Origin of the sequence: Flavobacterium sp. RNTU_13, assembly GCF_046614455.1 — a bacterium.
Classification (GTDB): domain Bacteria; phylum Bacteroidota; class Bacteroidia; order Flavobacteriales; family Flavobacteriaceae; genus Flavobacterium.
This window is the reverse complement of record NZ_JBKJHB010000002.1, coordinates 261,229-287,276: the sequence shown is the minus strand read 5'-3', so window position 1 is coordinate 287,276 and position 26,048 is coordinate 261,229. Positions and strand designations below refer to the sequence as shown.

Annotated in this window: 28 protein-coding genes; 17 read left to right on the top strand and 11 right to left on the bottom strand. The window is 42.2% G+C overall.

Annotated features, from left to right (window positions below):
- The first annotated feature begins 128 nt into the window (after positions 1-128).
- Positions 129-548: an OsmC family protein gene (locus ACLI08_RS06365; RefSeq protein ID WP_411427627.1), complete on the top strand. Its 420-nt coding sequence runs from the start codon at positions 129-131 to the stop codon at positions 546-548.
- Positions 549-616: 68 nt separating this feature from the next.
- Here the strand turns inward: ACLI08_RS06365 and ACLI08_RS06360 are convergent, their stop codons facing one another.
- A complete protein-coding gene (locus tag ACLI08_RS06360; protein WP_411427626.1) occupies positions 617-970 on the bottom strand; it encodes a hypothetical protein in 354 nt (117 codons plus the stop codon).
- A gap of 188 nt (positions 971-1,158) precedes the next feature.
- Between ACLI08_RS06360 and ACLI08_RS06355 the strand changes: the two genes are divergently transcribed.
- On the top strand, positions 1,159-2,337 hold the full coding sequence (locus ACLI08_RS06355) for an acetyl-CoA C-acyltransferase (protein WP_411427625.1): 1,179 nt from the start codon (positions 1,159-1,161) through the stop codon (positions 2,335-2,337).
- A gap of 196 nt (positions 2,338-2,533) precedes the next feature.
- Positions 2,534-3,295: an NlpC/P60 family protein gene (locus ACLI08_RS06350; RefSeq protein WP_411427624.1), complete on the top strand. Its 762-nt coding sequence runs from the start codon at positions 2,534-2,536 to the stop codon at positions 3,293-3,295.
- Between the two features lie 52 nt (positions 3,296-3,347).
- Here the strand turns inward: ACLI08_RS06350 and ACLI08_RS06345 are convergent, their stop codons facing one another.
- The 3 genes from ACLI08_RS06345 to ACLI08_RS06335 form a co-directional block, all read right to left on the bottom strand.
- Positions 3,348-4,295, bottom strand: coding sequence for a T9SS type A sorting domain-containing protein (locus ACLI08_RS06345; RefSeq protein ID WP_411427623.1), 948 nt, complete (start codon positions 4,293-4,295; stop codon positions 3,348-3,350).
- A gap of 198 nt (positions 4,296-4,493) precedes the next feature.
- Positions 4,494-4,688, bottom strand: coding sequence for a hypothetical protein (locus ACLI08_RS06340; RefSeq protein WP_411427622.1), 195 nt, complete (start codon positions 4,686-4,688; stop codon positions 4,494-4,496).
- Between the two features lie 125 nt (positions 4,689-4,813).
- Positions 4,814-5,014 carry a hypothetical protein gene (locus ACLI08_RS06335; protein ID WP_411427621.1) on the bottom strand — a complete coding sequence of 67 codons (201 nt, stop codon included), beginning with the start codon at positions 5,012-5,014 and terminating at the stop codon, positions 4,814-4,816.
- A gap of 232 nt (positions 5,015-5,246) precedes the next feature.
- Here ACLI08_RS06335 and ACLI08_RS06330 point away from each other — a divergent pair, with 232 nt between their 5' ends.
- The 9 genes from ACLI08_RS06330 (at position 5,247) to ACLI08_RS06290 (ending at position 13,083) form a co-directional block, all read left to right on the top strand.
- Positions 5,247-6,182: a ring-cleaving dioxygenase gene (locus ACLI08_RS06330; protein ID WP_411427620.1), complete on the top strand. Its 936-nt coding sequence runs from the start codon at positions 5,247-5,249 to the stop codon at positions 6,180-6,182.
- A gap of 188 nt (positions 6,183-6,370) precedes the next feature.
- A complete protein-coding gene (locus tag ACLI08_RS06325) occupies positions 6,371-7,270 on the top strand; it encodes a pirin family protein (RefSeq protein ID WP_411427619.1) in 900 nt (299 codons plus the stop codon).
- Positions 7,270-7,551, top strand: a complete 282-nt coding sequence (locus ACLI08_RS06320; RefSeq protein WP_411427618.1) for a GNAT family N-acetyltransferase — start codon at positions 7,270-7,272, stop codon at positions 7,549-7,551. Before ACLI08_RS06325 ends, ACLI08_RS06320 begins: the two co-directional genes overlap by 1 nt.
- 41 nt (positions 7,552-7,592) lie before the next feature.
- A complete protein-coding gene (locus tag ACLI08_RS06315) occupies positions 7,593-8,381 on the top strand; it encodes an alpha/beta hydrolase (protein ID WP_411427617.1) in 789 nt (262 codons plus the stop codon).
- A 75-nt stretch (positions 8,382-8,456) separates the two neighbouring features.
- Positions 8,457-8,843, top strand: a complete 387-nt coding sequence (locus tag ACLI08_RS06310) for a rhodanese-like domain-containing protein (RefSeq protein WP_411427616.1) — start codon at positions 8,457-8,459, stop codon at positions 8,841-8,843.
- Positions 8,843-9,595: a sensor histidine kinase gene (locus ACLI08_RS06305; RefSeq protein WP_411427615.1), complete on the top strand. Its 753-nt coding sequence runs from the start codon at positions 8,843-8,845 to the stop codon at positions 9,593-9,595. The genes ACLI08_RS06310 and ACLI08_RS06305 overlap by 1 nt, the downstream gene beginning before the upstream one ends.
- A complete protein-coding gene (locus ACLI08_RS06300; RefSeq protein ID WP_411427614.1) occupies positions 9,564-10,295 on the top strand; it encodes a LytR/AlgR family response regulator transcription factor in 732 nt (243 codons plus the stop codon). The genes ACLI08_RS06305 and ACLI08_RS06300 overlap by 32 nt, the downstream gene beginning before the upstream one ends.
- Positions 10,296-10,415: 120 nt before the next feature.
- Positions 10,416-12,686 (top strand): cation:proton antiporter, encoded by a 2,271-nt coding sequence (locus ACLI08_RS06295; protein ID WP_411427613.1) that lies wholly within the window; start codon positions 10,416-10,418, stop codon positions 12,684-12,686.
- Positions 12,687-12,690: 4 nt separating this feature from the next.
- Entirely contained in the window at positions 12,691-13,083 is a 393-nt protein-coding gene (locus tag ACLI08_RS06290; protein WP_411427612.1) for a hypothetical protein, read from the top strand.
- 218 nt (positions 13,084-13,301) lie between these two features.
- On the opposite strand, the gene ACLI08_RS06285 is transcribed toward ACLI08_RS06290, so the two are convergent.
- Entirely contained in the window at positions 13,302-13,634 is a 333-nt protein-coding gene (locus ACLI08_RS06285) for a toxin-antitoxin system YwqK family antitoxin (RefSeq protein ID WP_411427611.1), read from the bottom strand.
- Between the two features lie 202 nt (positions 13,635-13,836).
- Between ACLI08_RS06285 and ACLI08_RS06280 the strand changes: the two genes are divergently transcribed.
- Together ACLI08_RS06280 and ACLI08_RS06275 are read left to right on the top strand one after the other, a co-directional pair.
- On the top strand, positions 13,837-14,577 hold the full coding sequence (locus tag ACLI08_RS06280) for a carboxypeptidase-like regulatory domain-containing protein (RefSeq protein WP_411427610.1): 741 nt from the start codon (positions 13,837-13,839) through the stop codon (positions 14,575-14,577).
- Between the two features lie 49 nt (positions 14,578-14,626).
- Entirely contained in the window at positions 14,627-15,268 is a 642-nt protein-coding gene (locus tag ACLI08_RS06275) for a carboxypeptidase-like regulatory domain-containing protein (RefSeq protein ID WP_411427609.1), read from the top strand.
- Between the two features lie 77 nt (positions 15,269-15,345).
- Here ACLI08_RS06275 and ACLI08_RS06270 read toward each other — a convergent pair whose 3' ends face one another.
- From ACLI08_RS06270 to ACLI08_RS06260, 3 genes are read right to left on the bottom strand one after another with little or no spacing between them, the layout of a single operon-like run.
- The gene (locus tag ACLI08_RS06270; RefSeq protein WP_411427608.1) at positions 15,346-16,437 is read right to left on the bottom strand and encodes an efflux RND transporter periplasmic adaptor subunit; all 1,092 of its coding nucleotides are present in this window, start codon (positions 16,435-16,437) and stop codon (positions 15,346-15,348) included.
- Between the two features lies 1 nt (position 16,438).
- On the bottom strand, positions 16,439-19,660 hold the full coding sequence (locus ACLI08_RS06265; protein ID WP_411427607.1) for an efflux RND transporter permease subunit: 3,222 nt from the start codon (positions 19,658-19,660) through the stop codon (positions 16,439-16,441).
- Between the two features lie 10 nt (positions 19,661-19,670).
- The gene (locus ACLI08_RS06260; protein WP_411427606.1) at positions 19,671-21,053 is read right to left on the bottom strand and encodes a TolC family protein; all 1,383 of its coding nucleotides are present in this window, start codon (positions 21,051-21,053) and stop codon (positions 19,671-19,673) included.
- Between the two features lie 170 nt (positions 21,054-21,223).
- Here ACLI08_RS06260 and ACLI08_RS06255 point away from each other — a divergent pair, with 170 nt between their 5' ends.
- From ACLI08_RS06255 to ACLI08_RS06245, 3 genes are all read left to right on the top strand, one after another.
- A complete protein-coding gene (locus tag ACLI08_RS06255; RefSeq protein ID WP_411427605.1) occupies positions 21,224-22,252 on the top strand; it encodes a sensor histidine kinase in 1,029 nt (342 codons plus the stop codon).
- A complete protein-coding gene (locus ACLI08_RS06250; protein ID WP_411427604.1) occupies positions 22,249-22,956 on the top strand; it encodes a LytR/AlgR family response regulator transcription factor in 708 nt (235 codons plus the stop codon). The genes ACLI08_RS06255 and ACLI08_RS06250 overlap by 4 nt, the downstream gene beginning before the upstream one ends.
- Before the next feature lie 131 nt (positions 22,957-23,087).
- Entirely contained in the window at positions 23,088-24,137 is a 1,050-nt protein-coding gene (locus tag ACLI08_RS06245; RefSeq protein WP_411427603.1) for an NAD(P)-dependent alcohol dehydrogenase, read from the top strand.
- Between the two features lie 86 nt (positions 24,138-24,223).
- On the opposite strand, the gene ACLI08_RS06240 is transcribed toward ACLI08_RS06245, so the two are convergent.
- Genes ACLI08_RS06240 through ACLI08_RS06230 form a run of 3 tightly spaced genes read right to left on the bottom strand, consistent with a single transcriptional unit; the run spans position 24,224 to position 25,974 of the window.
- Positions 24,224-24,694, bottom strand: a complete 471-nt coding sequence (locus tag ACLI08_RS06240; protein WP_411427602.1) for a hypothetical protein — start codon at positions 24,692-24,694, stop codon at positions 24,224-24,226.
- A 47-nt stretch (positions 24,695-24,741) separates the two neighbouring features.
- Positions 24,742-25,218, bottom strand: coding sequence for a hypothetical protein (locus tag ACLI08_RS06235; RefSeq protein WP_411427601.1), 477 nt, complete (start codon positions 25,216-25,218; stop codon positions 24,742-24,744).
- A gap of 30 nt (positions 25,219-25,248) precedes the next feature.
- Positions 25,249-25,974: a hypothetical protein gene (locus tag ACLI08_RS06230; protein ID WP_411427600.1), complete on the bottom strand. Its 726-nt coding sequence runs from the start codon at positions 25,972-25,974 to the stop codon at positions 25,249-25,251.
- Positions 25,975-26,048: the final 74 nt, after the last annotated feature.

Below are 26,048 nucleotides of genomic sequence, written 5' to 3'. Positions count from 1 at the left end.
TAAACTGATAATAAGAAAAATAACAAAGGCTTAACAAATAAGCGCTAAGGCAATTTATAACTTTACGAAAACCGTTAGGCCACAACAAACAAAATATAAACAATAATCACTTTAAAAATTTATTTATCATGAAATTTACAAGAACCGCAAGCACCAACTGGAAAGGCACAGGAATGGAAGGAAAAGGAAGCGTAACCACACAAAGCACCGTGTTAAACAATACCCAGCTTTCTTTTAAAACCCGTTTTGCCGATGGTATAGGCACTAACCCTGAAGAACTAATAGCAGCGGCCCACTCTGGTTGTTTCACCATGCAGTTAAGCTTTTTAATTTCTGAAAAAGGATTTACCCCTGAAGACCTAACTACAGAGGCTCAGGTAACTTTTGAAGATGGTACCATTACAAAAATCCACCTGAAACTGGAAGCTAATGTACCGGGAATGACCGAGCAGGATTTTCAGGAAACTGCTGCAAAGGCTAAAGAAATTTGCCCTGTATCTAAAGTGCTTAATGCCGAAAAAACACTATCGGCAACACTTGTAGGATAATAGTACAGCTCATAAAATAAAAAACTCCCTTAGTAATAGGGAGTTTTTGCCTTTATACATAAAGTAACTTAAGAATAGCTGTAAGATACTTTAACTACCCCGCCTTCTGCCGCGGCTATTTTACCACGCGCACGTTTCTGTTGCACCTTTTTATATAACTCTACGTTATTAAGGGTACCTATAGTTTGGTAAACCCCAGAATTGCTTTTGGCCTTTACAAAAACCTCTCCTGCATGGGCACTCTCCTGAAACACCACCTGGTCGCCGGGTGTAAGTACCGGCAAAGCGCCTCCGGCTACAGTTAATTCTTCTTCAAACGTTTTGTCAGATTCTGTAAAAACCACATCGCCTGGCGTGCGGTATACCTTATTTACCAAAAAAACAAGGGCGGCTACCCCCATTAGTACGGCAACTACATTCATAATACGATTATTTAATACAGTACAATATTAGGGCATAAAAAGTAGTTTTGGTAAAACACCCGTAAATTTTATCTATTTTTAAGGTTTAAGGCACATTTATAAATATTTTTCAAAGATTAATTTTTTTAAGCCAAACAAATCATTAAATTCGCAATACAAACAATACAAAATAAACGATTTTTAAAGCCATGAGTAAAAAAGTAGTTATTGTATCGGCAGTGCGTACACCTATAGGCAGCTTTATGGGCGGCCTTTCTACCCTTACTGCCCCTCAGCTGGGTGCTGCTGCTATTAAAGGTGCCCTTGAAAAAATAAACCTTAACCCAGAACTGGTAAACGAGGTAATAATGGGTAATGTAGTACAGGCAGGTGTAGGCCAGGCTCCGGCAAGGCAGGCATCTAAACTGGCAGGCCTACCCGATAATGTTATAGCTACTACTGTAAATAAAGTTTGTGCCAGCGGTATGAAAGCCGTTAGCCAGGCTGCACAAGCCATATTACTGGGCGATGCCGAAATTGTGGTAGCCGGGGGTATGGAAAGCATGAGCCAGATTCCGCATTACGTACACATGAGGAACGGGTACAAATTTGGCCCTGCAACCATGATTGACGGCCTTCAAAAAGACGGCCTTACCGATGCTTACGACAATAATGCCATGGGCGTATGTGCAGACCTTTGTGCTACCGAATATAAAATAAGCCGTGAAGAGCAGGATGAATTTGCGATAAGCTCATACAAGCGTTCGGCTGCTGCATGGGATGCAGGCAAGTTTAACAACGAAGTAGTTCCGGTGGCTGTACCTCAGCGCCGTGGCGAACCGGTTATCGTAAGCAAAGACGAAGAATATACTAACGTAAAGCTGGATAAAATACCATCGTTAAACGCGGTATTTACAAAAGACGGTACTGTTACAGCTGCAAATGCTTCTACCATAAACGACGGTGCGGCAGCACTGGTACTTATGAGCGAAGACAAGGCAAAGGAACTAAACCTTACCCCGCTTGCTTACATAAAAAGCTATGCTGATGCAGAGCAGGAACCAAAATGGTTTACCACTGCCCCTGCTAAGGCACTACCTGTAGCACTAAACAAGGCAGGAATTACTAAGGAAGACGTAGACTTTTTTGAGTTTAACGAAGCGTTTTCTGTAGTAGGCCTTGCTAATGCCAAAATCCTTGGTTTAGATGGCAGCAAAATAAACGTAAACGGTGGTGCGGTATCGCTGGGCCACCCGCTGGGTGCTTCAGGAGCGCGTATTATTGTTACCCTGATTAATGTACTGGAACAAAACAATGCCAAAATAGGTGCGGCAGCCATTTGTAATGGTGGTGGCGGTGCTTCTGCTATTGTTATTGAAAGAGCATAATACCACAAACTAAATTCTATAAATACCCGGGACACAAATAAATTTGTGTCCCGTTTTTTTATGATAAAAATTTTTCCACAAAAGGCTTGTTAATACCCACAGTTACTAAAAAGCTTCAGAATTACTGCTATATTTGTAGCAACGCGAAAACCGCTACAGCAAATTCTATAGAAAATAAAAAATATTAAGTCAAAGGATGTTTGGTATCTGTAACCTTGCTATTGTACCCATAAGGCTGGAACCCAGCGACCGCAGCGAACTTACCACCCAGGTATTGTTTGGCGAGCATTTTAAAATACTGGAGCAAACCGAAAAATGGAGCCGCATAGAGCTTGGCTTTGACGGATATAACGGTTGGATAGACAACAAGCAGTTTCGTATCATAAGCGAAGCGGCGTATAACTTGATGCAACAAACAGACCCGGTTATGAACGGCGACCTTATAGAATACCTGGCTTCGGCAGATAACCAGTTGTTGCCCATTCCGCTGGGAGCATCGGTTACGGCTCTGGAAAATAGCGAACTTAACGCTGAAAAATATTTTTTTGACGGGCTTAAAGTTTCCGGTAAAAAAGACAAGCAAAAACTTATAGATACCGCCTACCTGTACCTTAACGCACCGTATTTGTGGGGTGGCAAAACGCCTTTTGGCATAGACTGCTCTGGTATGGTGCAAATGGTATACAAGCTAAACGGCCATAAACTATTGCGTGATGCCAGCCAACAGGCCACACAGGGCGAAGCACTTAGCTTTATTGAGGAAAGTGAACCCGGCGACCTGGCATTTTTTGATAACGACGAAGGACGTATTATTCACGTAGGGATTATTATGGAAGACAATTACATAATCCACGCCCATGGCAAGGTACGCATAGACCGACTGGATCACCTAGGTATATACAACGTAGACACCAAAAGGCACAGCCACAAACTAAGGGTTATAAAAAAGATTATATAAAAAACGCGCTGTTTACACAGCGCGTTTTTTATATAATCAGCAAACCACTAAGTTAGTTTACAAGCAATTTAATATCCTGAGAGGTAGTGGCTGTGGCAACTTTTAGTACATACGTTCCATTTTGTACTCCCGCCACAGAAAAGCTATTTTGCAGCACATCATATTTTTTTACTAATCTGCCGGTTATATCATAAAGAGAGGCATCTGTAATCGTTTCTCCTTTTGCAGTGTTAATGGTGAATACATCTTGTGCCGGATTAGGATAAACCGATACCATGTTAGCTTTATGCTCTTTTCTGTTAACTTCGCATGTTTCTGTCAATGAATAGGTGCGATGTTCAGACGTTATACGCCAAGTATTGTAGGGAGCTGAATTTGCGCTGGCCAAATTTTCATCGTCAACTAAAATACAGGTGTGCCCGGATATGTAATCGGGTGGTACACCTCCCATACTATAGTCAATAGTTATAGACATTTGTGGCTGGTTATTACCATTCCTAAGATCAATCAACTCTACCCCTATCGCTAGTATATTTGTAATTAGCGGATTATGGCTAAGATCCAGTTGAGATACTTGGTTCATTGGCCAAAGATCTCCAAGGCCTTGTACTATTAAAGATGTTAGCAATGTATTATGAGAAACATCTAACGAAGTAAGATTGTTATCTGCACAATCAAGACTCCTTAGGTTTGTTAACGCCTGAATATTAAGCTCTGTAATCATGGTGCTGTGAACCGTAAGTGACTCCAGGTTTACAAAAGCTTCAATGCCGGTAAGGTCATAAATGTATTCTCCATTGGAAGAATAATTGCTAATTGATAATGTGGTTAGGGCTTCGGCATCGGCTGTAGCCATTTGTCCGTTCACTACCCCGTCTGTATCAATATTCTTTTCTACAAGGTATGCTTCAAACTTAGCATCCGGTATAGCTGTTATTTGGGCATTACCCGTAGCGCAAAAAGCCAAGGTTACCAGGCTAAATAGTAGTTGTTTCTTCATGGTTGATAGGTTAATGTTTTAATTTAACTATGAGTTGTAAAAATAATAAATAATTCACATAATTTACCCGGCCATCATTTGATTGATAACAATTAAATAATAAAACGGTGACAACCCAACACCTTACCATAAAAAAATAGCAGCTCCGCCTTATAGCGAAGCTGCTCCCCTTAACTACCCAAATTTAAACAAATCCATTTATGGAATTTGCCTGTTTTCCTTCATCTGAATATTATCTGCGCTTTTCTCCATTGTGTTTAGCCGTGGGAAAAGCGGTTTATCAGTAATCGTATCTTGCACCGAAGTATTTTGCGGTGCATTCCCCTTAAAAATAATAGGCCCGAAAATCAGTATACCTACTATATGCTGCTGCTGATTAGGTAAAACATTCATACTTTACTGTTTTTCAACATGTATAGTATAAAGTTACCTACTATAAACCCAACATTTTCTTATCTGTTTCACAATTAAATGATAAAAAAAACCGCCTTAGGGGCGGTTCGCTGATTTAACAATAACTATTGCTTCGGAACAGTATCGGTAGTGGGGGCTACGCTGTCTGATGCCGGGGCTACACTTTCGCCCGATGCAGGAATGCTATCGGTAACGGTGGCAGCGGTGTCTACAGCTGTTCCGGAGTTTTCGTCCGTTTTGTTCGACTTGCACGAAACCATCCCGATTCCGGCAGCCATGATTAAGGTCAGGGCAATCTTTTTCATAAGTACTATATCACATTTAATTGACTCAAAGGTATCTGCATCACTCTTAAAAAAATCACAAGGCAATCATAAATTACTGACTGCCAAAATTTAAACAATCTACTACGGTTACGTATCATCTGTTAATAAAAACGCTTGTGTCCGTTCTTAACCTAGTTCAATGCACAGGAGGATGTATGGAAGTAATTTTACATCATCAAAATACAACAACAACATTTTAAATAACAGCATCATGGAAAACAGGATATACGGCATACACCACATTACTGCGATAGCAGGAGATGCCAAAAAGAACTTTAATTTTTACAGCAACGTGTTAGGCTTACGCTTCATAAAAAAAACCGTAAACTTTGACGATCCGGGTACCTACCATTTTTATTTTGGAGATGAAGTAGGCAGTGCAGGTACTATACTTACGTTTTTCCCTTGGGGAGCCGGTATACCACAGGGCAGGCGCGGTAGCGGCATGGCAACCGAAATAGGTTACTCCGTGCCTAAAGGCAGCCTTGAGAAATGGGTGGCGCGTTTTGAACAATACAATGTTATTTATAACAAACCCGCAACAAGGTTTGGCGAGCGCTACCTTACCTTCCTTGACCCGGACGGACTTAAACTGGAATTGTACGAGGTAGATACAGACGATCGCAAACCTTACGAAACAGCCGAGGTTAAAGCTGATATGGCTACAAGGGGGTTTCATAATATTACGCTTACCCTTAATGACATTACTGCAACGGCAGCGGTACTTACCGATATTTTTGGTTACAAACTAATCAGTGCAGAAGCTAACCGCTACCGCTATGCTACAGATGCCGTAGATCAGGCAGCTATTGTAGACCTTGTAGCTTTAAAAGACGAAAAACGCGGCCATGTGGCAAACGGTATTGTACACCACGTAGCCTTTAGGGTAAAAAATGATGAACAGCTTATGTACTTCCGTGAAAAAGTAGCAAACAGTGGGCTAAATATAACCCCTATGATAGACCGCAACTATTTCCACAGCCTTTATTTCAGGGAACCGGGAGGCGTATTGTTTGAAATAGCTACCGACAACCCCGGGTTTATGGTAGACGAAACACTGGAAGACCTTGGCAAGGGACTAAAACTTCCTGCTAAATATGAAAATATAAGGGAAGATATAGAAGCGCACCTTGTACCACTAAACTAAATATACATTTACAACACAACTACTTTGATGCCCTGCAGTAATGCAGGGCATCATTTTTTTAACAAAAGTTAGCTAACTGAAAACCAGTAATGCAACAAAATAACCGATCAATAATTATGTATTTAACATTTTTTGATTTCTGTATTTTATAATATTTAGTAATTTAACATCACGAAAACGATTATATAATGTCAAACATCAATATGGTCATAGAAGAGCGTCCGGCCAATATTGGTAACTTTTGGGTAGGCAGGCTGTTGCCTTTCCGCGAAAAGCGTACCGTAGGGCCATTTGCTTTTATAGACCACATGGGGCCAGCTAAATTAAGCGACCACGAAAATTTTGACGTGGGCCCGCATCCACACATAGGACTCTCTACCCTAACCTACCTGTTTGAAGGTGCCATAATGCACCGCGACAGCCTGGGCAACGAAATTGAAATTTTACCGGGACAGGTAAACTGGATGACATCCGGCAAGGGTATTGTACACTCTGAACGTACACCCGAGCACCTGCGCCAAAGTGATAAAAGCCTGCATGGGCTGCAGATATGGGTAGCACTACCAAAAGACCTGGAACAGTGCGAGCCATCCTTTGCCCATATAGAAGGAACCGGATTGCCGGAATGGCAGGAAAACGGACTTCAATATAAACTTATAGCCGGGGAAATCATGGGACACAAATCGGCCGTTCCGGTGTTTAGCCCACTTTACCTGCTGGAAATAAAAAGTGACGTAGCGCAAACAGTGCAGTTTAACGGTGCGCTATACGGCGAAAGCGGCCTTTATATACTGGAAGGTGGCGTAGAAACCGAAGGTCATACCTTTGGCCCGAAACAACTTCTGGTAGCAAAGGATGCCACACTATGTGAGTTTGTAATACAGGCGAACACTACGCTCTACCTCTTTGGCGGTGAACCTTTGGCAGAGCCAAGATACATCTACTGGAATTTTGTTTCGAGTGATGCTCAGCTAATCGAAGATGCAAAAAAACGATGGATGAACGATGAATTTCCTAAAATACACGGTGAACACGGGCGTGTACCATTACCCGAGATAAATCCTAACCTGACCATAAAAAAACAATAATGGAAATAAAACACAGCGATAACGGTAGCAAAGGATCATTCAGGGCGTTTGAAAATGGCGCTGAAGCCGGAATTATATCATACACCTGGCACGATGAGCATACTTTTATCATAGAACACACCATAGGTAAACCAGAGTTTAAAGGCGTGGGTACCGTACTGCTTAATGCAGCGGTAGACTTCGCAAGACAAAAAGGCGTTAAAATAATACCGGTTTGCTCTTTTGCAAAACGGATGTTTGAAAAACGTCCGGAAATAAATGATGTGCTGGCAGGAGCGTAAATGCTATTGCCACTCTATATTGCCCCCTACTCCACAATTTAATGAAGAAACAACAAACCATCATATTTATTACCGGTGCCTTTGTACATAACAGCATCTGGGAGCCTTGGATTAACTTTTTTACCGAAAAAGGGTTTAATGCAATAGCCCCGGCATGGCCACATAAGCAGGGAACCGCAGCACAACTAAAACAATCACTGCCTGATAATAAAGCTTTTAGCGCACTCCATTTATCTGACCTTATAGCGCATTACGAAAGAATAGCAAAAGAGCAGCCCGAAAAGCCTATAGTTATAGGCCATGCAATGGGCGGGCTCATAGCGCAGGTATTAGTCAACCGCAATGTTGTAGCCGCCGGGGTGGCATTGCACAGTGTACCGCCAAAAGGTGTGTTTTCGTTTGAATGGTCATTTTTAAAATCAGTTTGGAAACCCATAGGGTTTTTACCTTTTGGCAAAAAAGTGTTTATGATGGAGCAAAACGAATGGAATTATTCGTTTGCAAACGGGCTCAGCGCCGCTGAACAAAAGGCTACCTATGAGCAGTATTGCATACCCGAATCACGCCAGATATTACGGGATGCACTTACAGATATGGCGAAGATAGACTTTATAAAACAGCACCCTCCGTTGCTTTTTATTACTGGCACAGACGACCGCATAACACCCAACTCACTTAACTACGAAAACTATGCACGTTATCTTAAAGATCATTCTATTACAGATTATAAAGAGTTTGGCGGCAGGAATCATCTTTCAATAGCATTGCCTGGTTGGCAACAACAGGCCGAATATATTACAGACTGGATAGAAATCCACAGCCTCAGCTAAAGTAACCTTTAAAAGCCATTTACAACCAAATAAAACATTTTGTACCTTGCGGTACGTAAATCAGCAACAAAAGAAATGAAAAAATATATCCTTGCCCTTACGGCACTGGCATTGCTAACGGCTTGCAAAAAAGAGCAAAAAACAGGTACTGAGCAGGTAACACCGGTAGCCTTTGAACAGGAAATGAAAAATGACGCAGGCCAACTGGTAGACGTACGCATGCCTAAAGAGTACAACGAAGGGCATATTGAGGGTGCTAAAAACCTCCATATTTACGACCAGGATTTTCAGCAAAGGCTGGATAGCCTGGATAAAGACGAAACTGTATACGTATATTGTAAGGCCGGCGCACGCAGTGCAGAAGCTGTACAAGTTATGGAACAAAAGGGTTTTAAGCACATTGTAGAACTGGAGGGTGGCCTTGATGCCTGGAACCAAGCCGGAAAACCGGTAGCCAAATAATGCCAGAACAAACGGTAATAATAGCATTATCTGTAAGTACGGGTATACTGCTCGCGGTATCGGCATGGCTTTTTACGGCCTATAAAAAGGCTAAAAAAGTAACCAAGGAGGTGGAAAAAAAGTTTGTAGAGCTGGAAACAAAAACAAATAACCTGCAACTGCAAACCCTTGAAAGCCGCCTGAACCCGCACCTGTTTAAAAATATACTTAACAGTATACAAAGCCATGCGTACCAAACGTACTTTGCCATGGATAAGCTTAGTAACGTGCTGGACTATATTTTGTACGAAAGCCAAAACCGTTATGTAAGCCCGCGCGAAGAAATAGATTTTGCACTAAATCTCATTGAGATAAACAAAATAAAGCTTAGCCCGCTTTTTTCTATATCGGTTAAAAAGAAAATAGACGAAATGGATGAGCTTTACGAACAAAAAATACTGGCTCCGCTGATTTCTATTGATTTGATTGAAAATGCGTTTAAACATGCTGATTTACAAAGCCCTGACGCGTTTATATCTATAATAATAGAATTTAAAAACAACGTTTTTTCGGTATTGGTGCAAAATAAGATTTCGCCAAAATCGGCTTTTTTAAAAGAGCATAGCGGTATAGGTGCCAGCACGCTGGATCAACGACTAAAAATACTGTACAACAACTGCTATAAGCTGGAAAGATATACCGAAGAAGATGTTTATGTAGCACAATTAAAAATCAACCTGCTTGAACACAAAAATAAGATGCTTACTGCTTGACGATGAATTGCCGGGGCTTACCCTACTAAAAATGATTTGCGAGCAACAACCCGAACTTGAAGTAATTAAGGCATTTAACAGCCCTGCCACGTTATTAGAGGAAGCTCCTAAACTGGAATTTGACCTGCTTATTACTGATATAGAAATGCCGGGCATGAACGGGCTTCAGGTAGCAGACCACTTTAAGGGGAAAGCCATTATTTTTACCACTGCCTATAAAAACTTTGCCGTAGATGCCTTTGACAGGGATGCCATAGACTATGTGGTAAAGCCTGTAAAACCAGAAAGGCTACAGCATGCCATACAAAAAGTAGCACAGTTTTTGGCTGCTGCCACTCCGGCCGCTGCATCGGCCCCGAAACAAATTCAGCTTAATACTGACAAGGGTAAGGCACTTATAAGTACCGATAAAATATTTTGCCTGGTTACCAGTAAGGTAGACAGCCGTGACAAAATACTTTTTATGAGCGACAATACAAAAATGACGGTTAAAAACTGTTCGTTTGAAAAGCTGCTGGATATGCTTCCGGCAGAGGAGTTTTGCCGCATTAACAAAAAGGCTATCATAGCACTTAAACACGTTCAGTTTTACACGCACGACCTTGTTACTGCCGATAAACTATTACCCGATGGTAGCCACTACACCTTTCCGTTAAGCGAAATTTACCGTAACGACTTTATTAAAAAAGTGCGGATTTAAAGGTATTTGTTAAAATTTTAAGATTTCATTACAATTTTTCCCGCCCTTGCTGCAAAACGGTTTTTGCAACTATTGGTTTAAAAAAAAGCTGCCTAATATTGCGCTGCTAAAACCAATAAAATGAAAAAATTCAGGAACAGCATTTTTTACGCCATAGTAGTAGCCGTATTTTCTGCTATTATTTACTGGGCCATGAAAAACGGAAAATCGCTGGAGGCAAACCGTGTTATTACCGAAAAAGCTAGTGGCAAAGGACAGTGGCAGGATTTTGTAGATACGCTGTTTCATAACCTGAGCCATCCGTTGGCACTGCTTTTGGTTCAAATCATAACCATACTTTTTGTGGCACGCTTCTTTGCATGGATATGTAAAAAACTGGGGCAGCCCACTGTTATTGGCGAAATGATAGCCGGTATTGTATTAGGGCCTTCATTAGTAGGTACATTTTTCCCGGAATATTCTGCCTTGCTTTTCCCGCCCGAATCTTTGGGTAACCTGCAATTTCTTAGCCAGATAGGACTTATATTGTTTATGTACGTTATAGGTATGGAGCTGGACCTCAGCGTACTGCGAAACAAAGCTAAAGATGCCGTAATTATAAGCCACGCCAGTATTATAATACCGTTTACGTTCGGTATTGTATTGGCCTATTTTATTTACAACCAATTTGCCCCACAAGGCGTAAGCTTTGGTTCGTTCGGGTTATTTTTAGGTATAGCCATGAGTATAACAGCGTTCCCCGTACTAGCGCGCATAGTACAGGAACGTGGCCTGCACCGCACGCGTATAGGCGCCATGGTAATTACCTGCGCCGCCGCAGACGATGTTACTGCGTGGTGTATTTTGGCAGCGGTAATAGCCATTGTAAAAGCTGGTTCGTTTATAAGTTCACTATACATAATTGCACTTTCTGTAGGTTACGTGCTGCTTATGCTGTTTGTGGTTCGCCCGTTCCTTAAACGTATTGGCGAATTGTATTCTAACAAAGAAAACATTACCAAACAGGTTGTAGCCATATTTTTCCTTACGCTTTTAATATCGGCATATACCACAGAGGTAATAGGTATACATGCGCTGTTCGGGGCGTTTATGGCAGGCGCCATTATGCCCGAAAATATGCGTTTCAGGAGTATATTTATTGAAAAGGTAGAAGATGTATCTCAGGTAATGCTACTGCCACTGTTTTTTGTGTTTACGGGTTTACGTACGCAAATAGGCCTGCTAAACGACGTAGAAATGTGGAAGGTATGCGGACTTATTATAGCGGTAGCCGTAGTAGGTAAATTTGTGGGTAGTGCCGTTACAGCTCGGTTTGTGGGTCAAAACTGGCGCGACAGCCTTACCATAGGTGCTCTTATGAATACCCGTGGGCTTATGGAGCTTATTGTACTAAACATAGGGTTTGACCTTGGTGTGCTGTCTAAAGAAATCTTCTCTATGATGGTTATTATGGCACTTACCACCACGTTTATGACAGGGCCATTATTAGATCTTATAGGGCTTATTTATAACCGTGGCAAAAACTATATTCCTACAGAAATCAGGCAGGCGAGCCGCTTTAAAGTACTGTTTTCTTTTGACAGCCCGGAAAGTGCCAAACCGCTGCTAAAACTTGCCCATGCTTTTGTAGCCAAGATGAACACTAACGCTATGGTTACGGCAATGCACGTTCCGCAAAGTTCAGAAATACATACGTTTAACTTACAGGAGTATGAAGAGCAGGCCTTTAAACCCGTGCTGGTAGAAGCAGAAGATTTAGGCCAAAATGTGACCACGTTGTTTAAAGCAACCAGCGACATAGACAGCGACATAGCTACTGTGGCTAATAAAGGCGAATTTGACCTGGTACTGATAGACATAGGGCAATCTATATTTGAAGGAACCCTGCTGGGTAAAATCCTGGGCTTTACTACGAGGATTATAAACCCGGAAAGCCTCCTGAATACCGTAACGGGTAAAGAAAAACTGTTTGAAAATTCACCGTTTGACGATAAAACCCAGCAAATTCTTAGTAAGACCCAAACTCCGGTGGGTATACTGGTAGACAAAGGTTTTAACTGTACAGACCGTATTTTCCTTACGCTTTTTGATGAAGATGATGCTTTCCTGATAGAATATGCGCACAAGCTTATAGCAAATGCAGGATCTCAGGTAACCATACTGGATGCTGATGGATTTGTAAAGAACAATCCGCATATTAAAGAAAGTATACGTAGCGTGGAGCAAGTAGTGCCAAACCACATTCAGTTACTGAGCCAGAAAAAAATGGAGAGAGAGTATCTGCAAAGCCATGACCTCCTTATTATAAGCAAGGAAAGTTGGAAAAAGCAGATAGAACTGCGCAGTGAGTGGCTAAACAATACACCATCGTTACTTATCATCAAGAAATAGTTTCATGAAAAAATATGTCATTACAGCGTTGCTGATATTTTCGGCAGTGGTTACATATGCCCAACAGCAACCCGCCACCACAGACACCGAGCCTAAAAAAACGATGCCTAAAAACGTCGAAGCTGGATTTGACGGTATGCTTGCCATAAGTTACGGCAGCAAAAGTTTTGGTATAAATGTAGGTGGGCCAAGCCTTAAATATAAGTTCAGCAAGAAGTTTAAAGTGGGCGTGGGTGCATTCCCTTCGCTTTTTGTAGCAAGGGGAAAGGCGGCACCAAAACTCGCTGTATCCCCTATTGTAGAATACAGCCACTTAATGTTTATTACCCCTTATTATGGGTTTGATGCACATAACAACCCAATATGGACGTTTGGTGTGGGCTACCGTTTCTTTTAAAGCAATAAGTGTTTTAAAAAAAATACTACTATAACCCGTTGTACATACTTATTTGGATAATTACTACTGCACCACGGGTTTTTATTTAAATTGAGTAGAACTAACTTCTTTCGTAGAATTGTTTCTTACACGACGTTGGATGAGGCACAAAGAGCACGTTGGGTTGCTATATTACTCAATGGATGTTCACCTGAAAACAAGGTTTATAAAAGAAATATTTATTTAATTTTTTTAAAGAGTTCCCCATTGTGCCAGAAAGAGTGCGATATCAGATTTCCATCTTCATCCCATTGTTTGCATTCACCATGTAACTTATTGTTGCTTGATGTAAAATGTGTAGCAATTTTCCCATTTTCATGATATGTAGTCTCAATTCCCTGCTGATATCCGTCTAAATACTCCGTTTCGCTAGCAAGTTGTTCTTCATTTTCAAAAAAATAGTCTTCTATGATTCCCGTAAAAGGCTTACCCTGATACGTATACATAGCAATTCCGCCGCCATCTATGCCTGCAAATTCTAAATCTTCATCTCTTACTCTTAATTTTTCCATAATTTTTAACAGTAGGTAACATATTTGTAATAAAGCTACTAAACTTTCTTCAAAGAATTTCTTCTTTAGTGAGGTTTAAAGTTCTGGTTAAATTGCAAGCTTACACCCTTTCTGTAATGTCATGCCTCAAACCATTATACTTTTGATAAAGGTTGCTAACGGCAACTGCCTTTTTTCGCCGTAAAATTATTATATTTGGCTTATGACCAACCGTATACGCATATCCATCCCTAAGCCGTGCCACGAAAACTGGGACACTATGGCTCCTGCCGAAAGGGGCAGGTTTTGCATGGCATGCCAAAAGCAGGTGATCGACTTTACCAAAGCATCAGACCGGGAAATTGTGGCTGCAATGCAACAGGATAAAAACCTGTGTGGGCGTTTTGTAAGTACGCAACTAAATCGTAATGTAACAATCCGCAAAGAAAAAAACAGCATAACTACTGTACTTGCTTTTGCGCTTAGCCTAATTACACTTAGTGCTACTGCACAGGAGAAAAAGAAATCTCAACAGGTTACCCATACCAAAACCACAACAAAAAAAATTAAGAAACATCAACTGCATCCTGTTATTATTACAGGCACTGTCGTAGACAGTACTAACAAGCCCCTGGTGAGCGTCACGGTATTAATAAAAGGTAAACCTACATTAACTGAAACCGACAGTACAGGCACATTTAAAATACAGGCAAACATAGGAGATAAACTTGTTTTTGAAACCATTGGTTATTCAACAAATGAGATTTTAATTAAAGATATAACTCCTATTACAACTATATTACAGGAGGATCATGGAGCTGTTGTAACAGCATATCGTTCGCATAGAATATCCGTTATCACCGGTGCGGTAGCGGTTATTGAAAGAAAAATAATTACTCAGAAACGTACTTTTTTCGGACGAATCTTTCACAAAATAGGTAACCTTTTCAGTAAAAATGAATAACCGCATACAAATATCCATCCCTAAGCCGTGCCACGAAAACTGGGACACTATGGCTCCTGCCGAAAGGGGCAGGTTTTGCATGGCATGCCAAAAGCAGGTGATCGACTTTACCAAAGCATCAGACCGGGAGATAGCCGAAGCACTAAAACAGGATAAAAACCTGTGCGGACGTTTTATAAATACCCAACTAGACCGTGATCTTGTAGTTCCTAAAAAGAAAAAAGGCTATTCAGTGCTTGCAGGATTTACATTTTTAAGTCTGCTCCTACCTGCTGCGCAAAAAGCAATGGCGCAGGGATCGCCGATTCTTATTACTGAAAAAGATAATAATAAATTCATTACTGATTCCGCCGAGGCAGCAAAAACATCTTTAATCGGTACTATAAAAGGTAGAGTAGTCGATGAGCAAAAGATGCCTTTACCTTATGCAACAATTAAAAACCTCACCAACGGAAAACAAACTTCATCTGATTCTGACGGGATTTTTTATTTGGAAGCTAACGAAGAAGATAGAATTGAAATATCTTTGATAGGATTTAAAACAAAATCAATCAAAAAATCGGAAGCAATCAACATTATCCTTGCAGAAGATACACCGTTATATGATGAAGTGGTTGTAGGATTCGCACAACCCTATAAACGTACTTTCTTCGGGCGAATCTTTCACAGAATAGGTAATCTCTTCCGCTAAAAAACAAACCCCGCCTGCCTTGGCAAACGGGGTGAGTAACCAAACAAAAAATTATAACTTTATATTTCGAGTAAAATTTACGGATTTACAGGTTCGCCATTACGCATTTCTTCATTGGCTGCCTTTACAAGTTTTTGGTTTACGGTAAGGCTGTCGCTGTACACCTCTACCCTATCGCCAAACTCCCTGCCTTTTACAACGCCTGTGTGGTGGTATTTATTGTCTTTTACACTTACCACATAAATACCTTCGGCACTGTTTACCACTGCTGTTTTTGGCACTACAAACGTGCTGTCTTTAGCATTAAGCGGAAGTATAACCTGGGCTACCATACCCGGCAACAGCTTTTTATCGGCATTTACTACATCCATTTCCACGCGTTCAGAACGCAGCTTCAAATCCAGCGCGCCGCTCATGCGGGTAATCTTGCCTTTAAACGTACGGCCCGGAAGCGAGTTTACCGTAAAACTAAGCGCATCGCCATCGGCTATATAACCTGTATATGCCTCAGGGACCGATACCGCCAGCCTTAGCTTGGTTTGGTCTTGTATGCTAAACAAAGGCAAATCGCTGCCTTTACCCTGTGGCCCTACATAAGCACCCGTGTTTACGTTACGGGCCGATATTACTCCATCAAACGGGGCGCGTATCTGCAGGTAACCCTGCATGGTTTGCAGTTCTTTCATGCTGGCCTTAGCCGCCTGTAGCTGCGAGTAATCGCTACTTTTGCGCGATAAGGCTATATCAAGATCATTTTTGCTGATGGTTCCTTCTACCTTGCTGGTTTCCAGCAGGCGGTTGTAGGTAGCGTTACTGGCGGTATACACTGCCTCCGCCGAATGTAAACGGCTTTGTGCAGCCGCAATCTGCGAACTGATTTCCGGGGCTTCCAGCACAATAAGGAGTTGTCCTGCCTTTACCTGGCTGCCTATATCTACCTTAAGTTCTTTAACGTAGCTCGCCACTTTAGCATAGAGGTCTACCTGGCGGAACCCTTGCAATTCAGCAGGAAGGGTTATCTGGCTCGACAGTTTTTCTTTAGAAAGGTCAAAGGTTTCAAGAACGGGCTGTTCAGGAACTGCGGGTGCGGTTTCCTGTTTTTTGTCGCCACAGCCGTATAGTAGCAGCAACGCCAGTGCTGCCGATGATAATAAGGTGATCTTTTTCATATTATGATTGTGTAGGTACATAATGTTTACTTTGTTCGTCTTCCGGGTCTAATGACGGGCTTTGTATGCTTGCTTTACCTTGTGCCCATGCAAAGATAACGGGTAATATAACCAGTACGGTAAGTGTAGAAAATATAAGGCCGCCTATTACCGCACGGCCCAGTGGCGATGTTTGTTCACCGCTTTCGCCGTGGCCTATAGCCATAGGTAGCATACCTACCACCATGGCCACACTGGTCATTATAATAGGGCGCAGGCGTATGCTGGCAGCTTCTCGTGCCGCTTTAAGGGCATCGCCCCCGTTTTCTTTGCGCAGGTGTTCGGCATTAGTTACCAGCAGTACGGCGTTTGCAATTGATACCCCTACCGACATGATGATACCCATATACGACTGAAGGTTTAATGTACTTCCGGTAGCTAACAGCAATAACACGGCGCCTAACACCACCGCAGGCACCGCAGTAAGGATGACCAGCGACACGCGGAACGACTGGAAGTTAGCCGACAGCATAAGGAAGATAACAACCACCGCTATAAGGAGTCCGCTTTCAAGGCTACCCATGGTTTCGGTAAGTACCTTACTCAACCCTATAGGCTCTATAAAAAGTCCGCGTGGCAGTTCGCCAAGGCCTGCAATAACAGCATTAACGTCTTTTGTGGCGGTACCCAGGTCGGTATGGTCAATGTTAGCTGTTATAGAAATATACGGCATGGCACCCAGATTATCATTTTCGCCATGCGTATCGGCGTGGGTTATGGTAGCTACATCGCCCAATACCGGCCGAACGGAGTTTTTAAGCAACGGAATGTTTTTAATATCGTCTTCCGTATTCATTTTATCCAGTGGCACCTGTACCTGCACGTTATAAGACAATCCTGCCTTTTCATCTATCCAGGTATTTTTTTCGGTATAGCGCGATGAAGATGTACTGGCTATGAGCGAGCGCGAAACATCGCTCATGTCTACACCGAGCTGTGCGGCACGTACACGGTCTATCTCTATGTTAAGCGCCGGGTAATGTATGGGTTGTGCCAGCTGCACATCGCGAAAATAGCTTTTCTTCTTTAGCTCAGCTATCAGCTTGTTTGCATACTGTTCGTTCAGCTTTTTGTTTTTGCCCGCTATACGCACCTCAACGGGTGTAGGCGATCCCTGGCTCAATACCTTATCAGTAAGTTCTATGGGTTCAAATGACACCTGTACACCCGGTACTGCCTTAGCTATTTTTTGGCGCAGGGTATCTTTAAACGTGTCCATATCGGTATGCCAGTCTTTAAGGGCCACCTGGAACACCGCCTCATGAGGGCCCGCCATAAACAGATATATAGGCGAAACCGAATACAACGATGGGTGCATACCTACGTATACCGATGAAATGCCTACGTGGTCCTTGCCCACTGTACCTTCTATGATTTTTAGCACTTTAAGGGCTTTTTCTTCTGTGCGCTCTATACGGGTACCGTTTTCGGCTCGCATGCGTAACTGAAACTGGCTACTGTTTACTTTCGGGAATACATCCTGCCCTATAACATTTAGCATAAGCACCGCCAGGCCACTGATAATAACAAGATATGCCAGGGCTATAAACTTACGCTTAGGCAACAGGCGGTCTATCAACTTAATAAAACCAAGTCGGAATTTATCAAAGCCTTTTACCTTGCCGTCTACATCATAATCTTCGCGTTCGGCAAAATCGTCTTTATGAATATAGTTTTCGGGGTTTTGTCCGTGTGCTTCTTCATTGCCGTGGGTTTTCATAATCCAGTTTGCCATTACCGGCACAAACGTCTGCGAAAGCAAGAACGACACCACCATAGAGAAACCAATGGCCAGTGCCAGCGGCAGGAACAACGCCCCCGGTATGCCTGCCATGGTAAAAGCCGGGGCAAATACAGCAAGAATACACAGCAGGATAAGCAGTTTTGGCAAGGCTATTTCGGTACAGGCATGCCAAATGGCAAGTGCCTTGGGTTTACCCATATCAAAATGCTGGTGAATGTTTTCTATGGTTACAGTACTTTCGTCTACCAATATACCTATGGCAAGCGCCAGTCCGCTAAGCGACATAAGGTTTATGGTTTGCCCAAATAACTTAAGGAACAACACGCCCGATATAATAGAGATAGGGATGGTAAGGATAACAATAAGCGCGGCACGCTTATCGCCAAGAAACAGGATTACCATAAGCCCTGTTAGTATAGCGCCTATTACACCTTCTGTTATAAGGCTTTTAACTGAGTTAATTACGTAAACCGACTGGTCAAACTCATAAGATACCGAAACATCGGGTGGCAGTGTGCTTTGTATTTTGGGCAGGTTAGCTTTTAGCTGCTTCACTACATCCCACGTAGAAGCGTCGCCGGCTTTGGCAATACTTACATACACCGACCGTTTACCGTTTACAAGGGCATAGCCGTTTGTAATATCGGCACCGTCTTTTACGCTGGCTACATCGCCCAGGTAAAGGTTTTGTACACCGCCTTTAAAAATGGGTATTTTTTCGAAATCCTTAATTTCCTTAATGGTATTGTTTGTAGGCGTAATGTAGTTTTTATCGCCCACACGTACGTTACCCGAAGGTGCCGTTTGGTTATTAAGCCTTATAGATTCTACAATCTGGTCTGGCGTAAGGTTGTAGGCGTTTAGCCTGGCAGGGTCTACATTTATTTCTATGGTACGCGGGCTACCCCCAAAGGGTGGTGGCGACAGCAATCCCGGTATACTGGTAAAAGACGCGCGCACATACACGTTTGCCAAGTCCTGGAGCTCGTTATTGGTTCTGGATTTACTGCTCAGTACAAGCTGGCCCACAGGCAGCGAGGAAGCATCAAAACGGATAACAAACGGTGGCTGCGACCCCGGTGGAAAGGCAGCCTGAATCCTGTTACTTAATGCACTAAGCTCGGCAGCGGCCTGTGCCATATTTGTGTTTTCGTAGTAGGTTACCTTCATTAAGGTAAGTCCCTGTATGTTTTTGGTTTCAATGCTTTTTACACCATTGGCAAAAAGCATAATGTTAATGTAGTTTTTAGCAAAGTACGACTCCATCTGATCCGGAGTGTAACCGTTAAAGGGGTGTGCCAGGTATATTACCGGCAGGTTCATTTTTGGTAGTATGTCTACCTTAATGTCTCTTATGGCACCTATCCCGAAGAAAAAGAGCCCGGCCACCAGCACCAGTATAGATATGGGTTTGCGAAGCGCAAAACGGATTAAATTCATGGTAAGGTAATTATAGTTCGTTTATAAACAGGTTAAAATCGCCGGTTGCAGCAGCCTTAAGTAATAATGCCTGCCATACGTTAGTGTAAATTACATCGCGGTCTGTCTCGGCACGGTTTAGCGTATACAACGCCTGGGTAACATCTACCAGATTAGTAAGTCCGTTTTTGTATAGCGTAGTGCGCTGCAAATAGGCCTGTTGCGCGGCCTTTACCTGCCTTGGTGCTTCCCCGTAGTTTTGCATGGCAAAGTTTATACGCGCGTTAGCAGCGTCGAGCTGGGCTTTAAGCTGGTTGTCTACCGCATTATATTCTTCCTGAAGCCCTTCGGTAATCAGTTTTTGGGCGCTTACCTTTTTAGACGAACGTGCTATGGCAGTAAGGTTCCAGGTAAGCCCCACACCTGCCAGATAGTTTTGCCTGTTAGGGCTTACACCATCCCAATAGTTTTGTGTAAAGGCATTTTGGTCGCTGGCATAATTAGACTTAAACCCCGACGCCCTGGTTTGAAACACGCCAAATAAGCTTAACGTGGGCCAGTATTCCCGGCTAAACGCTTTTTGCTGCTGGTTGCTAAGGTCTACCCTGCTTTTGTAAAACTGCAAAATAGGATTAGTTTCTGCGCCGGAAGGCCCATCGGTTAAAATAGCTTTTGGTATACGTGCTACCAGCGTAGTATCAGCTACAAAGTCTTTAGGATCTACACCCATAAGGCGCACCAGTTCTGCATTTTGCATCTTTACCTGCTCCTTTAAATGGTTTAGCGAAATTTTAGCGCGGGATACTTCGGCGGAAGCCAACGTAGAATCTACACCCGGCAGTAAGCCGTTTTTTACACGTACCGCCGCGTTTTTTTGTACTACTATGGTACGGTTCAGGTTTTTTTGCTGAGAAATTACCAGCCTTTGGCTCGCAAGCAGGTTTAGGTAAGCGCCTGCTATGCGCACTTTTTGCTGAAACTGCTCCTGCTCGTAGTCTTTACGGCTGCGCTGGGCATCGGCTTTCGCTACGTTTATACGCTCTTTAGTGCGCCCAAACGTAAAGAAATCCCAGTTAACATTTACCAGGTACAGTGCCCCAAAGGCAGCATTCCAGTTTTGCTGAGGCAGTGGCAAGCCCGATGAAGCCACACCAAGGCCACCTAAGCCATAAGCCGGGCCATTTTGGCCATTTACGGTACCGTAATCCTGCTGGGCAGAAAGGTTAAGGTTTGGCAAATAGTCGCGTTTTACCTGCTTTACCGTTTCGTCTGAAGCCTGGGCGTATTTTTCCTTGGCTTTAACCAAACCGTAATTTGCCATACCGGTATCTACCGCCTCGCGCAGGGTAAGCGTTTGGCTATACGAGTACATAACCGGCAGCAAAAGCAGCAGCATGATCTTTTTTGCGTACATGTGATGGTTATTTAAAAAGTAAGGTTTTGAAAAAAAATTGTAGGGCAAAGGTACACACGCATTTTTTTAAACGTTCGTTTAATTTGTTTTAAATGATGAATTCAATTCGTCATACAAAAACCATCAGTTAGCATATTATGTAGTTACTTTGCATAGTAATTACAATAATAATGAAGCGCACTTTTACAAAAATAGCAGAAAACCCCTGGTGGCAGGAACTCCTGATACTGGTGTTCTGCTTTATATTGTTTACGCTTAACGACTGGATACTTATACGCTCCTGGAAAGGTGTGTGGAGCGGTTCGCTATACTTTTGTATGCTGTACTCTCATGCGCAGATAAACCGCTTTTTACTACTGCCTATATTGCTTAAAAAGCACAGGCCCTGGCTGTACCTAATAGCAAGTGCGGCACTTGTGGCGGTGTTTTCGGTTATTATGTACGAGGCCACCACAAACTGGATTTACCGTAACTGCTTTTTGTACAAAACATCTCAGCAAAAAAGTTACTGGTTTCAAACCGCTACATTAGTAGCTACGCTGGTATGTATAATTTCGGTAACGCTGATCTTTAAGTTTTACCGCGACCGTAAAAAGCTGGACAGCGAAAAACTGCTGTACAACCAGGCGCAGCTAAACTCGCTTAAAGAGCAGCTTAATCCGCACTTTTTATTCAACACCTTTAATACCCTATACGGCATTAGCCTGCAGTACCCGGAACGTACACCTAACCTGATTATGCACGTATCGCAACTTATGCGCTACCAGCTGGAAAGTAATGAACGCCAGTGTGTACCGTTTGACGATGAGGTGAACTTTCTGCAAAGCTATACCGAACTGGAAAAGGAACGTGTGGGCTATCGCTGCGATATTCAGTTTAACGTAGACAACGACGAGGAGGGCGCTTACAAAATACCTCCTATGATGCTTATTTGCTTTGTAGAAAATGCTTTTAAGCACGGTACCAGCACTATAGAACGCAGTTTTGTAGATATACACATTAAGGTAAGGGAAGGTAAAATGGATTTTTACGTAAAAAACTCTGTACCGGAAAACAAGCCCGATGTAGTAAGTACCCGTATAGGTATACGCAATACCACGGAGCGACTTAAGCTGCAGTATGGTAATAACTATACGTTAAACATAGAGGAAAACGGTATATTTTCTGTACATTTACAACTACAGCTAAAACGATTATGACAACTGCCACAACCATACGCTGTATTATAGTAGACGACGAACCCGCCGCACACTACGTGCTGGCTAACTACATTAACCAGGATCCGTTTCTGGAGCTTGTACACCAGTGCTATAATGGTGTGGAGGCGTTAGAATACCTGCAAACCCATATGGCAGATCTTATGTTTTTGGATATAGACATGCCCGGTTTAAGCGGTATGGACTTGCTAAAAAAGCTAAAACAACGCCCTAAAACCGTACTCACCACCGCTTACAGCGAATTTGCGCTGGAGAGCTACGAATACGGGGTTATGGATTACCTGCTTAAACCTATTTTTCACCCCAGGTTTAAAAAAGCCATTAAACGCTACCTTGAATTGTCTGATGCCAGCCCTGCAGAACTTCAGGCAGAGATGAGTGGTACTATTACCGTAAAGGTAGACAGCGATAACATAGAAATAGAACTTGCCTCTATACTCTATGCGCAGAGTTACGGCAATTACGTGAAAATATTTACCCAAAAGCGGTATTACCTGGCCAGCATAACCACAAACGACCTGGAGCACCTGCTGCCATCGGGTAATTTTATGCGGGCGCATAAGTCGTTTATTATAGCGCTTGATAAGGTAGATGAGGTTCATAAAGACCACGTGGTTATAAAACGTACCGATATTCCTATAGGGATTACATACCGCAGGGAACTGGCTGAAAAACTGCAACGGTAATCATTATTTTAAATTTTGAATTTTAACGCGAGCCAGCAAGGCGAACTGAGCGAAGATAATTTTGAATTGGCTGATAGCGAATGCCTAAAAGCCGATAGCCTAAATAAATAACCTAAACAAATTAAACAATTATGATTAAAGTAAATGCTTATGCGGCTTACGACGCTACAACACCTTTAAGGCCATTTGACTTTGAACGTAAGGAAGTAGGCCCGCACCAAATCCAGATTGACATACTATACAGTGGCGTGTGCCACAGCGACATCCACACGGCACGCAGCGAATGGGGCCCTGCTAAATACCCTGTAGTTCCGGGTCACGAAATTGTGGGCCGCATTGTAGCGGTAGGTAGCGAGGTTACCAACTTTAAGGTGGGCGAACTTGCCGGTGTTGGGTGCTTTGTAGACTCTTGCCGCCACTGCCAAAGCTGCCTTGACGGCGAGGAACAATACTGCGACGAGGGTATGACGGGTACTTACAACAGCTACGAGCGCGGTACTAACATACCTACCTACGGTGGTTACAGCACCAGCATAAACGTAGACGAAAACTACGCACTGCACGTATCAGACAAGCTTCCGCTAGAGGGTGTGGCACCACTGCTTTGTGCAGGTATTACTACTTATTCGCCGCTACGCCACCTTAAAGTGGGTAAAGGCCATAAGGTAGCTGTACTTGGTCTTGGAGGCCTTGGCCACATGGCAGTTAAGTTTGCCGTATCTTTTGGTGCAGAAGTTACCATGCTTAGTACATCGCCAAGCAAAGAGGCTGATGCCAAATCACTGGGTGCACATAACTTTGCCCTGATTACTGACCCTGCTGTAATGGCATCATTACAAAACAGCTTTGATTTTATTATTAATACTATCTCTGCACAGCACGAATACGCTACGTATCTGAACCTGCTTCGCAAAAATGGTACTATGGTAGTGCTGGGTGTACCTCCTACTCCATCTACTACCCCTGCGTTTAGCCTTATAGGTAAGCGCCGTAGCATTATGGGCAGCCTTATAGGTGGTATTAAAGAAACCCAGGAAATGCTGGACTACTGCGCTGAGCACAACATTACATCTGACGTGGAAGTAATAGACATGAGCTACATTAACGAAGCGTATGACCGTATGCTGAAAAGCGATGTAAAATACCGCTTTGTAATAGACATGGCTTCGATGAAAAATTAGTTATTAGTTGATGGTTGTTAGTTTTAAGATTTACAGCCTAAACAAAATATGCAACGCCGGGGCAGTAATGTTCCGGCTTTTTGTTATTAAAACCTGAAGTACTCCCGCTGGGCTTCGGTAAGGCCGTAAAGATGCATATCAACGTTAAATTTATGGGAATTACCTTCTTGATGTTGGTACTCTAAATACACAGATTTACCGTAAGAATCAGGATTTATTTTCTTCAAATTTACCAAAGCGTACTGCGGGATGACAGCGTTATATAACTCTTTATTATAAGTTAAAAAGACCGGAACCCCTTTTATAACCGTTTTGTATGTTGCTAAAAAAATGGCATCGGATAAAACATAAACATCACACTTTCTAAAGTTAAATTTCCAATCCTGCGCACCATTTGAAAACACTTCTGCTTTTATATTTTTTATTTTTACTACTATTTTACCGTTGATCGCTAAAACAACCGCTGCCGTCCGTTTTTCGTTAATTGTATGTCTTATGTATAAAGCTGCAATTATTATAATCACAAATATTATGATCTGCAAAAAAAATATATCCATTACTCTACTGTTGGTTAATTCGAATCATACATTCACTGCGATAAAATCTAAAACCTAAAACACTCCCGCTGGGCTTCGGTAAGGCCATAGAGATGAATATCTACTTCCATAGAATGTAATGATATATCACCATATTCTATATATACCGAATGGCTAAAAGAATCTGGGTTAATCTTCTTAATCTCGGGCAAAACACCGCCTGCAATAAAGCGTGCGTATTTCTCCTTGTTCGTTGTAAGCAATAATGGCTTTCCGTTGCCAAAAAAAGTATAGGTAACTAAAAATACAGCATCGGGCAGTACGTAAACATCACACCTTCGGAAGTAAAAGTCTTTAGATCTTTTAGTCCCTGAACCTACCACCTCAGCTTTTATATTCTTAATGATTTCTGTAACATTGTCTTGTAACAACGAGAGGGCAAACTTGGTACGCTCTTTATTGGTCTTAGTCTTTTGGTACACAATAAATATACCGATACCTATAATTACAAACGGATATAAAAATCCTAAATAATATGGTTGCATTTTCTACTTCTTTTAAAGCTAGTATAATAGCTATCGCATCCAGCCTTCGATTTTATAAATCTTCTCGCTTAACTTTTTCTCTTTCCCGCCGGCATCGGGTTTAAACCACAATTCAAAACGGGCAAGGTAAGGATCGCCCCAATCGCCTTCGTAAATGGTGAAATCCTCTTGTGCAGGAAGGCTTAGTATAACAGGAGTATCTATAATAGGTTTTTCTATTTTTATCTCAGAACGATAATGTAAGCGTTCAGCAGAGAGGGGAATGTTTTCTGTAACCTCATAGGCTTTTAGATATATAAATCCTGTTGGTAAATTTGTAACCTCAACATTATAATAGTAAATACCGGGTTGGATTCCGTTGTATAAAGTAATCTCGTTTATGGCACTGTTTGATGGTTTGCCTTGTTCTAAAGGAATATTATACTTTACGCCTTCGGGAACCGTATGCGATTGACCAAAAAAGTCGTACGGGTAAAAAAAGCAAATTATTCCTCCTATATAAACTCCTATAAAACCAACTGCCAGTGAACCTGCCAACTGCAAAGTACCATCGAAATAATCCTTACGTAACAATCGTCTAAACCCTAAAAACAGCGATACTATTACTGCTAAAAAAGGAATAAGCACTGATATTTCAAGCACGTAGTTATACCGCACTGAAACTAGAAAAAAAAAGCAGATTATTCCAGAAACAAGCGCTAACAAAACCGGCGCATACCACTTGTTAAAATAAAAATTCACGAGGTTGGTTTTCATACTTTAAAGATATAAAAAATCCGCCCTTAAAAAGGACGGACTTATAATATAGTTTGAGATTCTTCAACTACGCT